This is a genomic window from Pontibacter sp. HJ8 (assembly GCF_054824225.1).
Genome location: NZ_JSYF01000006.1, coordinates 1 through 10,914, shown reverse-complemented (window position 1 = coordinate 10,914; position 10,914 = coordinate 1). Strand labels below are relative to the sequence as shown.

The 10,914-nt window shown below is 50.1% G+C and carries 15 protein-coding genes; 10 read left to right on the top strand and 5 right to left on the bottom strand.

Annotated elements, in window-relative coordinates; all coding sequences use genetic code 11:
* From OB13_RS00425 to OB13_RS00385, 9 genes are all read left to right on the top strand, one after another.
* The coding region (locus tag OB13_RS00425) for a hypothetical protein (protein WP_461488163.1) at positions 1 to 504 on the top strand (504 nt) is incomplete at its 5' end.
* A 178-nt stretch (positions 505 to 682) separates the two neighbouring features.
* Positions 683 to 1,447, top strand: a complete 765-nt coding sequence (locus tag OB13_RS00420; RefSeq protein ID WP_461488162.1) for an SDR family NAD(P)-dependent oxidoreductase — start codon at positions 683 to 685, stop codon at positions 1,445 to 1,447.
* Between the two features lie 176 nt (positions 1,448 to 1,623).
* Positions 1,624 to 2,001: a hypothetical protein gene (locus tag OB13_RS00415; protein WP_461488161.1), complete on the top strand. Its 378-nt coding sequence runs from the start codon at positions 1,624 to 1,626 to the stop codon at positions 1,999 to 2,001.
* A gap of 218 nt (positions 2,002 to 2,219) precedes the next feature.
* The gene (locus tag OB13_RS00410) at positions 2,220 to 2,813 is read left to right on the top strand and encodes a dihydrofolate reductase family protein (protein WP_461488160.1); all 594 of its coding nucleotides are present in this window, start codon (positions 2,220 to 2,222) and stop codon (positions 2,811 to 2,813) included.
* A 135-nt stretch (positions 2,814 to 2,948) separates the two neighbouring features.
* Positions 2,949 to 3,509, top strand: a complete 561-nt coding sequence (locus OB13_RS00405; RefSeq protein WP_461488159.1) for a sugar O-acetyltransferase — start codon at positions 2,949 to 2,951, stop codon at positions 3,507 to 3,509.
* A 176-nt stretch (positions 3,510 to 3,685) separates the two neighbouring features.
* Complete coding sequence (locus OB13_RS00400; RefSeq protein WP_461488158.1) at positions 3,686 to 4,474, top strand: HipA family kinase; 789 nt, start codon at positions 3,686 to 3,688, stop codon at positions 4,472 to 4,474.
* Positions 4,464 to 4,847: a DUF3037 domain-containing protein gene (locus OB13_RS00395; RefSeq protein ID WP_461488157.1), complete on the top strand. Its 384-nt coding sequence runs from the start codon at positions 4,464 to 4,466 to the stop codon at positions 4,845 to 4,847. Before OB13_RS00400 ends, OB13_RS00395 begins: the two co-directional genes overlap by 11 nt.
* Positions 4,848 to 4,887: 40 nt before the next feature.
* Positions 4,888 to 5,508: an NUDIX hydrolase gene (locus OB13_RS00390; RefSeq protein WP_461488156.1), complete on the top strand. Its 621-nt coding sequence runs from the start codon at positions 4,888 to 4,890 to the stop codon at positions 5,506 to 5,508.
* A gap of 59 nt (positions 5,509 to 5,567) precedes the next feature.
* A complete protein-coding gene (locus OB13_RS00385; protein WP_461488155.1) occupies positions 5,568 to 6,134 on the top strand; it encodes a tetratricopeptide repeat protein in 567 nt (188 codons plus the stop codon).
* Positions 6,135 to 6,201: 67 nt separating this feature from the next.
* Here OB13_RS00385 and OB13_RS00380 read toward each other — a convergent pair whose 3' ends face one another.
* Positions 6,202 to 6,606: a hypothetical protein gene (locus OB13_RS00380; RefSeq protein ID WP_461488154.1), complete on the bottom strand. Its 405-nt coding sequence runs from the start codon at positions 6,604 to 6,606 to the stop codon at positions 6,202 to 6,204.
* A gap of 132 nt (positions 6,607 to 6,738) precedes the next feature.
* Here OB13_RS00380 and OB13_RS00375 point away from each other — a divergent pair, with 132 nt between their 5' ends.
* Positions 6,739 to 7,284 (top strand): NUDIX domain-containing protein, encoded by a 546-nt coding sequence (locus tag OB13_RS00375; protein WP_461488153.1) that lies wholly within the window; start codon positions 6,739 to 6,741, stop codon positions 7,282 to 7,284.
* A 38-nt stretch (positions 7,285 to 7,322) separates the two neighbouring features.
* Here the strand turns inward: OB13_RS00375 and OB13_RS00370 are convergent, their stop codons facing one another.
* The 4 genes from OB13_RS00370 to OB13_RS00355 all read right to left on the bottom strand — a co-directional run bounded on the left by OB13_RS00370 (position 7,323) and on the right by OB13_RS00355 (position 10,482).
* A complete protein-coding gene (locus OB13_RS00370; protein WP_461488152.1) occupies positions 7,323 to 8,219 on the bottom strand; it encodes a cyanophycinase in 897 nt (298 codons plus the stop codon).
* Positions 8,220 to 8,356: 137 nt separating this feature from the next.
* Positions 8,357 to 8,782: a hypothetical protein gene (locus tag OB13_RS00365; RefSeq protein ID WP_461488151.1), complete on the bottom strand. Its 426-nt coding sequence runs from the start codon at positions 8,780 to 8,782 to the stop codon at positions 8,357 to 8,359.
* 22 nt (positions 8,783 to 8,804) lie between these two features.
* Positions 8,805 to 9,677 carry a TIGR02587 family membrane protein gene (locus tag OB13_RS00360; protein WP_461488150.1) on the bottom strand — a complete coding sequence of 291 codons (873 nt, stop codon included), beginning with the start codon at positions 9,675 to 9,677 and terminating at the stop codon, positions 8,805 to 8,807.
* Between the two features lie 16 nt (positions 9,678 to 9,693).
* The gene (locus OB13_RS00355; protein ID WP_461488149.1) at positions 9,694 to 10,482 is read right to left on the bottom strand and encodes a transporter; all 789 of its coding nucleotides are present in this window, start codon (positions 10,480 to 10,482) and stop codon (positions 9,694 to 9,696) included.
* Between the last annotated feature and the right edge of the window lie 432 nt (positions 10,483 to 10,914).

Below are 10,914 nucleotides of genomic sequence, written 5' to 3'. Positions count from 1 at the left end.
CGTTGTGCGAAAGCAAAAATAACAGAAGTGAAAAAAGAAACAGTAATAGGTCTTTTGGTTTTCCTATTAGGAATCGGAGTAGCTGTACTTCTTGAATCGAATCTGAGAATATTCATTCAAAATTTATACAGAAATTTATCGGGCCAGGTCATCTATTTCACTGGCAAAGACTTTAACCTATTTGCAAGCCCCTTTTACTACTTTGGCTTTGGTTTTTTGATTCTTGCTCTTTGGGTTGGCACATCTAAAACAGGTTTCAAAGGTAATTTAACATTTTGGCTACTGACGGTAATAACCTTTTTAGTTGCATTAATAATAATCACCTACATCGACATAAACTTTAAGCTTGCCGAATGTACAGCTTGTACTGACGGAAGAAGGGGACTTCGCTATAATGACATAAACTATGACTTTACTATAGTCCTTAGTATAGTGGTGGCGTTAATCCCAAGCATTGTTAGAATCAGGGCAAAAAGAAAAATGCCTTCGCCCAACCATGTATAGCAGTACTGCTTCGGCTGACGCCTTGCAATCTGCCATATCAATCCGTTGGACGTCACCCATTGGACACTGCTTAGCAATTAACCTATCCTATTATTTTGCGGACGCTACGCATTTGAATGAGAACATAAACATTTGCACTTTTTAGTAGTATAATATTTTCAATCAACACAATATAGCTATGAAATTTGACTTTGAAAATAAAGTGGCACTGGTTACCGGTGCAGGTTCGGGGCTTGGTCTTGCAACCGCCAAAGCTTTTGCCCAAGCTGGTGCATCGGTGGCATTAGCAGACCTTGATGAAAAGGCTGTTCAGACAGCTGCAAAGGAACTGACAGCAGCGGGTTACAAAGCAATCCCTATTCGCTGCAATGTGGCGGTTGAAGCAGAAGTGGCCGCAATGGTTGAACAAACGGTTGCTGCCTTCGGTCGCCTTGACATGGCCTATAACAATGCCGGTATACAAGTTACGGTCGCTGAAACGGCAGACCTAAGTGGTGAAGAATTTGACCGGGCTATCGCGGTTAACTTAAAAGGTGTCTTTAACTGCCTGAAGTACGAACTGCAACAGATGAAGAAGCAAGGAGGAGGCGGTGCCATTGTTAACTGTTCATCAACGGGAGGCATTATTGGTACAGCCGGAATGGCAGCTTACACGGCCGCTAAGCACGGCGTCATTGGTTTGACAAAGTGTGCCGCATTGGAATATGCAGCAAAAGGCATTCAAATCAATGCCATATGTCCGGGAGTGACTGAGACACCAATGGTAGCAAAGGCTGTAGCTGATGTGCCGGAACACATGGCAGCGATTATGAACAACATACCTGCGCGACGATTTGCAAGTTCAGAAGAAATTGCCGCTATGGTTCTTTGGTTATGTAGTGAAGGCGCAGGCTTCATGATTGGTCAGGCGGTAATTGTAGATGGAGGATACACAGTACAGTAAAGTATCAAAGTGCCACCGACAGAAGGGCGAACGTACAACAGTGCCTTGCTGCAAGTGTGGCTGAAGTGCTATTATGAGGCTGGACGAATAACACGACATCTGATTAAGTTTGTTCATCTGTATTGCCGCCAATGCCACACTTGACAGCAATGCCTCAACGTTGGCAATCATATGTAATGTGTAGACCATACGCAGAAATATTTAAAAGTAAGCCTGTTTTCAGAGTCACTTATACTATTTTTTCCAAAGAAGAAGGTGGAAGGTTTAATCTTCCAAGTCCAGGTATAAGGTGGGACTTTTGGTATGAGCAACCAGCGCATTCTAAAGGAACTCTATTCATGTTTTACCCAGAGTTTAAAGATTCAAGTGGAAATTTAATTACTGACCCAACTCTGACTGTACCTAAGTATGGAAATGCAAGGATGTGGATTCTGGCGAAGGAAAAGATTGAATATCACAGGGACAAGATAAGAATCGGTACCCACGGATATTTCATGGAAGGCAATAAGAAGGTTGGAGCGTGTGATGTGATAGAATTGATCAACCTGAAGTAAAATTTCATCTGCCAACAAGGTATAACAGCCGGTAGCGTTCATACTCTAGCGACAACTCCGCCTGTCTACAAAGGACTATAAATACTTTCCGTATACAGCCCTAAGATTGTCGCATTTACACCTCAAGTGCACCATTTTTGTGGGCGAGATTTGTGTCGCATCAGAACCTGTTTTGAAGAAGCTTTTTAAGAATAAAGTATAAGTGGAGGTGAAATAATATGCGAAAAATAATTGTCTTATCCATGATTTCCTTAGACGGAGTCATGCAGGCACCTGGAGGACCGGAGGAAGATACATCAGGCGGTTTCCAATATGGCGGTTGGGTGGCACCTTATGGGGACGAAGTCTCTGATAAGGTTATGGAAAAACTCATGAAACCGGCAGATCTTCTTTTGGGCAGAAAGACATTTGAGATTTGGGCGGACTACTGGCCAGAGCATGAAAGTGTATGGCCAGGCATCAATGATGTCACCAAATACGTCTTGTCGACGACCATGAAAAAGTCAGATTGGAAAAACTCCGTTTTCCTCCACAGCCTGTCCGATATCCAGGAGCTGAAAAATTCCAATGGTGCTGACATTCAGGTTTGGGGCAGCAGCAAGCTTATTCAGCTACTGCTTAAGAACGATTTAGTAGATGAGCTCTGGCTCATGATTCATCCGTTGACTCTTGGCAAAGGAAAAAAATTGTTTGACGATGGCCCGATTCCGGCAGCATTTACATTGAAAGAAAGTACTACTACACCAAGTGGCGTTATCATTGCCAATTACCAGCGAGCCGGAAAAATCAAAACAGGCACCATTGGATCTTAAGGAAAAGTATACTTTACTGGCAATAGCTTCCCAACGGGAAGCACGACTGCTAACAGGGTATTTGCAATATGGCAGCCTAAATCAAGCGTTGTAAACCACTAACAGCAACTTCACCCTAACATCAACCTTCTCGACATGAAAACAGAAAAAGAAAAAATGCTTGCAGGTGAGTTGTACGACGCCCTGGATAAAGAGCTTTCGGATGAAAGGTTACGGACACGACTACTCCTCAAGGAACTGAATGATTCGAGAGAGGACCAGGTAGAAGAACGGACACGAATCCTGAATGCCTTGATTCCCAATTCCGGGGAAGGCCTCTGGTTACAGCCACCCTTCTACTGCGACTATGGGTCGAACATCCAGGTAGGAGACAAAGTATTTTTCAACTTCAACTGCGTGGTACTGGATGTGATGCAGGTGACGATTGGCAGCAGAACTTTATTCGGCCCCAATGTGCAGATCTATACCGCGACTCATCCCATGCATTACAAGGAGCGAGCTTCCGGACTGGAGTATGCCAAACCCATTGCCATTGGAGAAGACGTATGGATAGGCGGCAGTGTGGTCATCTGTCCCGGCGTAACGATCGGTGACCGGGCCGTCATCGGGGCCGGTAGTGTTGTAACCAAAGACATACCTTCGGACGTGTTCGCGGCCGGTAATCCGTGCCGGGTTATCCGGGATCTGGAAAAATAAGCATTCATCCCGCTGAAAAGAAGGTATAGTCGGCGCAAATCCCGATGGGTTGCTGGGTCGGCTATACCTGGTTTATTTTGCGATACCCTCACCTAAGGGGCAATAAAAAGAGCCATCCACCAAAAAAACACGCCCATTCGCTGGAGCTCCGGCGAAGATAAATCGTATGTTGCAGGATGAATTACAGACCACCTGAGATAAGAACCGTCAACGTCACCCGTTACGTCACCCCATTGCGTGAAGGCGGCTCCCTGCCTGCCATTGTGGAGGCAGACGACGACTTTCTGTACGTACTCAAGTTTCGCGGCGCCGGGCAAGGCGTGAAAGTGCTCATAGCTGAAGTGATCGTGGGTGAGATCGCCCGTGCACTGGGACTTAAGATTCCGGAGATCGTGTTCATTCACCTGCACGAAGCCTTTGGCCGCACCGAGCCGGACGAAGAAATCCAGGACCTGCTGCGCGCCAGCGAAGGGCTCAACCTGGGGCTGCATTACCTGACCGGTGCCATCACCTATGATCCCGTCGTGACGACCATCGATCCGCTACTTGCCTCCCAGATCGTCTGGCTGGACTGCCTGGTGACCAACGTAGACCGCACGGCCCGCAACACGAACATGCTGATGTGGCGGAAGGAACTATGGCTCATCGATCACGGTGCGGCCCTCTACTTTCACCACTCCTGGCAGAACTGGGAAGAGCAGGCCAAACGGCCTTTCCCCCAGGTAAAAGATCATGTGCTGCTGCCGCAGGCCACCGAACTTGAAGCCGTAGACGCTGCGTTTCGGACCATACTCAGTCCCGGGCGCATCCGCACCATCCTTTCCGTAATTCCGGACGAGTGGCTGACGGATGTCGAGTCACCGTTTGCGTCGGCCGATGAGCACCGGCAGGCGTATGCCCTGTTCCTGGAAACGCGATTGGCTCATTCCGAAGTTTTTGTCAAAGCAGCGCAACATGCAAGATAAGCACTTATTTGAGTACGCGGTCATCCGCGTGGTGCCCAGGGTGGAGCGTGAAGAATTTCTGAATGTGGGTGTGATCCTCTATTGTTCGGCACAGGGGTTCCTGCAAACAGTCTATACCTTAAACGAAGAAAAGCTGCGCGCCTTCTCCCGCGAAATCGATGTAGCGGAACTGAACGAGCGCCTGCGGGCTTTCGAGAAGGTATGCGCCGGACGCACCGAAGGCGGACCGATCGGCCAACTGGCTATTGCCTCCCGCTTCCGCTGGCTTACGGCAAATCGAAGCACCATTGTACAGACTTCGCCCGTACACCCGGGCCTTTGTGCTAACGCCAAAGAAACCCTTGTCCGGCTACATGCCCAACTCGTGCTGTAGCGTTTGGCAGGTATACCAACTTCTTAAATTGAGTCAGAGAATGGGTGATCTACTTCTGGAAGAAATAAAACGCCTTCGGGCCATTGCTGAAACGGGCCTGCTCTACTGCAACAATCCGTATGACAAAGAGCGCTACCTGGAGCTGCAGGAAATGAGTTTCCGGCTCCTGGCCCAGGTAAGCGGACATCGCCTGGGAACCCTGAAGGCAAACTTTACGATGGTAAAAGATTACCCAACGGCCAAGGTAGACATCAGGGGCCTGGTGCTGTCGCCGGACCAGAAGATCCTGTTTGTAAAAGAAAGCGCCGATGGCAAGTGGGCGCTGCCCGGAGGCTGGGCAGATATCGGGCATACCCCGAAAGAAGTGATCGTACAGGAACTGAAAGAAGAGACCGGACTGGATGTGCAGCCAAAGGCGCTCCTGGCCGTATTTGATAAGCGTATGCATGCCCATCCGCCTCAGCCGTTTTATGTATACAAGATGGTTTTTTACTGTGAAGCCGTTTCCACGGAGATCACAAGAGGCTTTGATGTGCTGGATGTGCAGTATTTTGGCCTAGATGAACTACCGGAACTCTCTGAAGACAGAATACTGGCAAGCCAGATCGAACTGGTTTATAAAAAGGCCCTGGCATCTGACTTGGAAGCTTACTTTGACTGATTACTGTAAACTCTAAGAACTAGCGAAAACATCCTCCACTACCTTTAGCGCGATACGGCATGAACATACCCAGGATCCTTACCATTCTTCTGACCTGCGCAGGCATCGTTTTTCTGGTGCTCATGCTCTCGGACCCTTACTTTTTTGCGAATACCAAAAAAATGCAGAAAACCGGGGAAGCCAAGCTGGAGGAAGGTATACTGGGGAACAAATTGGCCTTCAAGCAAGCCTCTCACTATTTCAATTCCCTGCTCGAGCAAGGGCATACAGATAGGAAAACCTACGATCTGCTTTACTGGAGTTACCGCTACGACAAGAATCACGCGCAGGGAGAAGAAACCCTGACGGAAGCACTGGAATTATACCCGGACGATCCGGAGTTTCTTTACCAGCGGGCAGAAAGCCGGCTGGAGCTGCAGAAATATGAACAGGCCATTGAAGACTATACCCGGGTTATTGAGACCGGTCCCGACTTTGAATACCTGTCGGATGTGCTCTACAGCAGAGGTGCCGCCCGGTATAAGCTCGGAAACAAAGCAGAAGCGGAACAGGACAGGCAGCTGGCTATGAAAAAAACCAAAGCGAAACTCGAGCCCTACGAAGTATACTTCGACACTGCCAAATAGCCCCTCAGCTACCAGATTCCGGCTGCAGAGAACCACTCAGCGTAAAGCAGCATTTTTCTGCATTGCTTTATCGCCTCCCTTCAACTTTATGCTGTGGGTTGCTGTCCCCAAGCGCTATACCCTGACGCCCTGCCCAGAGCCAGAGCAGGATGATCCCTATCTCTGCCACCCCGTCCAGCATGTATACGTTCAGGATCACATCCTTCAGGCTATAATAGAAGTCGATAAAAGCCATGCCGGCAGCACCGCCAATCCCGAGCCACTTGATCTCCGAAGTTACCCGCTTTTTGATGCCGGCCAGGAGCAGCACCAGCCCGATTACCGCAATCAGTATACCTTCCGTGCGCACCAGCCACAGGTCTGTTTTGGGCCCGGTCACCCACAGGAAACTGGGCATGTGTACGAGCGGCCAAATACCGGTTACCGCCCAGTAGCTTCCTTGTAGTTTGGCAATCCATCCTGCTCTGTTCATAGGTTCTCTTTTTACCTGGAGAACTATACGAAGGCCCCTGTTTTTTTGCTGCAAACCAGACCTTTCAGATGCACCCGCGCAGCGTCCTCTACCGTAAGGGAAAGGCGGCCTATACCTTAAAATTTCACTAAAATGAAGATCAAGCAAAAGCAAACTATATACGAAGGCTTTTACACGTTCAGCAAACTGATCGTGGAAGAGAACGGAGAAACCTTTGAGCGGGAGCAGTTTGACAGCGGACATGGCGTGGCAGCGCTCGTCTATGACACTCAACAAGACAAGTATATTTTTGTGAAACAGTACCGCTACAATGTAGGTATGGAGCTGCTGGAAACCGTGGCTGGCGTGCTGGAAGACGATGATCCGGAGAAAACCATTCGCAAAGAAATCAAAGAGGAAACCGGCTATACCGTAGACAAACTGGAGCACATCCGGGACATCTTTACCTTACCAGGCGCCTGCACCGAAAAGATATACCTCTACTATGCCGAAGTAAGTCAAAAAGAAGCCGCTGGCGGCGGGCTGGAGGAAGACCATGAACATGTGAAAATCGTATCCCTTTCCCTAGACGAAGTGCTGCAACTGAACCTGGCCGATGCCAAAACCCTCATCGCCCTGCAGTGGCTGGCAGCACGAAAAGGAATTACATTAAATAGCCCGGAAGTAAAGCTTGACTAAACTTTTTCCGGGCTCCCCTCTTGGCTGGCCGTTTACGGCTAAATATGTAGCTGGTCGTAGGTAGGCAAGGTATAGCGATCGCCTGCTGCCAGCAGGTGCACCCGCATATCCCGTACCGAGAAGGGCTGGCCTGTCTTGATTTCATGGATGTTGGTTTCTGTGATGCCTGTGCCATCTACGATCGTGACCAACCCTGTTCCGAGCACTTTTATTTCATTGCCTTTCGTCACGCAAATGGCCGTATCCTCTTCCAGGCCGATGCCGATACATCCCGGGTTGGTGGCGATGCACTGCGAAATACGGATGATGCGCCCCCGCTGTATAAAATGGGTATCAATGGCCACATTTTTCAGGAATTCAAGCCCGGTCGTGATGCGGACATCGCCCTTGATGTAGCCTCCCTGCGTTTCCCCTTCGTAGATCATCGGAGTCGACATAGCCGTGGCCCCGGCACTGGTCCCGGCTATGATCAGGCCTTCATCGTAGGTATAGCGCTCTTTCATGAGTTGCAGCACCGGAGAGCCGCCCAATATAGCGGTCAGCCGTAGCTGATCGCCACCAGTAAACATAATCCCTGCGGCCCGTTCCACCAGCTTGTAATTCTCCGGATCCTGGGCATCCGCGCGGGTGCGGATATCCAGGATCTCTACCTGGCCTACCCCTAATTTATTGAACACTTTAATGTAGTCTTTTGAGATCGCATCCGGTACGGTAGAGGCAGTGGGCACAACCAGTACCATCGGGTCATTGCCTTTGAGCTCATCAATAAAGTATTTGAGAATTTCCTCGCTTTCAAAATCCGTATTTTTAGACTGTTCGTCCGACAGTTCTTTTTCCCCCTTGTCTTCTCTTCCGCCAATTGCCAGCAGAACACCCTTGGGTATAGGAGCATCTTTGTGATGCGCAGCGCGATCTGACACTTTTTTCTTTGCCATACTTAACTTCCTTTTGACTAAATAAATGATTGCACTTTTCTATTTGAGAAAAAACAAATCCTCTTAACTGACTTAGCTATACCTGGCAAGCCGCCTGATAACTTCCTCCGTTATACCTTGACACAACCGGCTCCTTATCAAGGTCTTTTGTAACTTACAACATGGGCTATCACCGTATCGGCTTCGGTTATGCTTTTCTTAAAACTGATCCACCCCTCCCGCCTGGACTGTTTGGGAGAAAAGGCGATCTGCAACTCCGCTGTCTCCAGTTCCTCCTCCCCTCTATGAAGCGCCAGTTCCACCAGTACCTCCTCTGCCGTTTCGCCCCCCTTGTTGTGCACCACCACGCGATAGCGCTGCGGGGCATGCTCCGAAGGATCGTGAAAGTACTCCACTACCAGGTCGGGCGTGGAAGGTTCCTCGGCATATACCTCGTATACCAGGTAGGCCAGGATAGTCAGCACCAGCAGCAGGCTGACCGTGAATACCGTCCACTCCAGGGCATTCTTGTCATCTCCGTCGCCGGCTGCGCTCTGCCTTTTTACCCGGTTACCGTCGTCCATAGTTCGTTCAGCTAAATTCATTTTATTTGATCAGCAACCTGCCGGCCGATGCTCCCAGGCTGGCCAGCACACCCAGCACAATGACCTGTGCCAAAGCGATTTCAAAATTTACACCCTCGAAGCGGCCAAAGAACCAGAGCAGGAAGGCAGAGGTAGCCAGCGCAGTCAGGTAGCTCAGGCAGGTGTCTACCGTGATCGCAAATGCCAACCCACCGGCATGCTGCTGCCCTGTTCCCTTAAAGTCACTGAAGTAGACCACCACCACACTCAGGCCCAGCGAAAGCAGCGCCATCAGTAGAATGTGGTAGGCCTCAGCTTCTATGGCCAGCAGGATCACCTCCTCGGTGGGCGCCACGTTGCCTCCCACCACCACGCTGCCGCAAAGGGCCAGTACCACCAGGCTGATCCTGCTCCTCAGCCCGGTCTGCATACCCGCTACTTTCTCTTCGGTAGGCGTTTCTGTCTCCTCCTCGTCCTCACCGCCTGTCCCGAGCTGGGCTGTGCCAATCGATACACCGATAGAGACAGCCATCGCTTCAACGATAACTTTCCCCATGATCTCATCGACAGACATTGCATGGAGCTGAAGGCGGTTCAGCACGAACATGACAGCAAAAGCAATGACAAGCCCCAGCCCCATCTCCTCGACCGAGTCTATCAGTACACTCCGCCAGGATGCCTCCGGCCGCATACCGGCGTAGCGGTTGTAGCCCAGCAGCAGCAAGTAGGTAACGATCACCATCACCAGCAACTGCAGTGGTGTTGCCGAAAATCCCGCCCACCATACCTCCATCGTGTAGAGCAAGGGGAAGCTGAAGAGCAGCCCGCCTGCTATACCCCGGGCATACTCCTGAAGCGATTTCCTGATAGGCCTTTTTTTGTACATTTGATCCATATCGTTCCCCTTCGGTTTAATGTGGCAGGCGCAGGGCCAGCCCTGCTGCCAGGAAGTAATCCGGCGCTGCCTTGTTAAATCCTATACCAGCTGCCACATCCAGCTGCAGGTTGGGCCTCGGGAAGAACATTAATCCGGCATCGGCCTGATGTTCCGCTTCCTCGGTCTCTGCCTTGGAGCCGAAGACCTCCGCAAAGGCCGTGAATTTATCGGTCAGGTCTCCGTACAGGGCCAGGTTATAGCCGGCTTCGTTGTTCCCTTCGGCCCGGCCGTACATCAGATTATAGGCCAGTTCTATCTTGTCTGTCAGCTGGTTTGCCAAGGCCAGCCTCACCTCTGGCTCCGGATTCTCTGGCCGGAAATCACGGCTGGCCACCGGCAGCGCAACCATCAGCAGCAGCGCCGCTTTAGGTCGCAATCCCTGCTCCTCCCACAGCACGACCTTGCCGCCCAAACTGATGGGGCCATACCCGGTCACTTTGCGCCTACTGCCGTTCGTTATGATGGAGTCTTGCACAGCACCCTCCAGCCGCATTTCCAGCCAGTCCAGCACCCCGAAACGCAACAACGCGGAGGGGTAAGCATGAAGCTTCGCATCAAATCCCTGCGTTGAATTTTTCTGAAACTGATAGCCTATTTCCAACTGAACACTGCGCCCGGGTACCAGTTTGACGGACTCAGTCTGGTCCGGCCTTTCGGTCTGTATTTTGCCAGCCGCCTCCTGCGCCTGCACAACCTGTGGCAGACAGACGGCAGTCAGCAATAGCAACAGACCGTGAACTATAGTAGTAGCTGTTTTTCTCATGCCAAATAGGTTTATCCTAATGCTGCACCTTATACGCTGCTACCTGGAATGAAGAGAGGTTAAGGTATAAAATACCGCTTTATACTAAGTGTATGGGTATTTTTACTAAAAAATATGCTGCTGACCATTTTTGGGTCAGGCATAACTTCCCTGCTGTAGCAATGCTGAAAATTGATTGGCGCTAAAAGTAGAATGCGAGAGGAAGAAATAGGGCTAGTGAAAAAAAGGAAGCCGGTTCCAACCGCCTGCAAGCTTTAGCAGATACCGGCTCTCCTCTAAACATAAATACGCTGCAAACAGCACCCCCTGTAAGCAGCGTATTCATGTTCATTATAAAAACAGCTTGTGATGGAAACAGCAAAGTCAGAATTTACTTCTGTATGCTTTACTGGAGGTGACTCAACCAACCGAAAATCACCTGCTCCAACGCTA

Coding starts and splice junctions, on each gene's coding strand:
- OB13_RS00420 (WP_461488162.1), top strand. CDS start 683: ATGAAATTTGACTTTGAAAATAAAGTGGCACTGGTTACCGGTGCAGGT.
- OB13_RS00370 (WP_461488152.1), bottom strand. CDS start 8,219: ATGGCAAAGAAAAAAGTGTCAGATCGCGCTGCGCATCACAAAGATGCT.
- OB13_RS00410 (WP_461488160.1), top strand. CDS start 2,220: ATGCGAAAAATAATTGTCTTATCCATGATTTCCTTAGACGGAGTCATG.
- OB13_RS00380 (WP_461488154.1), bottom strand. CDS start 6,606: ATGAACAGAGCAGGATGGATTGCCAAACTACAAGGAAGCTACTGGGCG.
- OB13_RS00360 (WP_461488150.1), bottom strand. CDS start 9,677: ATGGATCAAATGTACAAAAAAAGGCCTATCAGGAAATCGCTTCAGGAG.
- OB13_RS00395 (WP_461488157.1), top strand. CDS start 4,464: ATGCAAGATAAGCACTTATTTGAGTACGCGGTCATCCGCGTGGTGCCC.
- OB13_RS00375 (WP_461488153.1), top strand. CDS start 6,739: ATGAAGATCAAGCAAAAGCAAACTATATACGAAGGCTTTTACACGTTC.
- OB13_RS00355 (WP_461488149.1), bottom strand. CDS start 10,482: ATGAGAAAAACAGCTACTACTATAGTTCACGGTCTGTTGCTATTGCTG.
- OB13_RS00415 (WP_461488161.1), top strand. CDS start 1,624: ATGTGTAGACCATACGCAGAAATATTTAAAAGTAAGCCTGTTTTCAGA.
- OB13_RS00365 (WP_461488151.1), bottom strand. CDS start 8,782: ATGGACGACGGTAACCGGGTAAAAAGGCAGAGCGCAGCCGGCGACGGA.
- OB13_RS00400 (WP_461488158.1), top strand. CDS start 3,686: ATGAATTACAGACCACCTGAGATAAGAACCGTCAACGTCACCCGTTAC.
- OB13_RS00390 (WP_461488156.1), top strand. CDS start 4,888: ATGGGTGATCTACTTCTGGAAGAAATAAAACGCCTTCGGGCCATTGCT.
- OB13_RS00405 (WP_461488159.1), top strand. CDS start 2,949: ATGAAAACAGAAAAAGAAAAAATGCTTGCAGGTGAGTTGTACGACGCC.
- OB13_RS00385 (WP_461488155.1), top strand. CDS start 5,568: ATGAACATACCCAGGATCCTTACCATTCTTCTGACCTGCGCAGGCATC.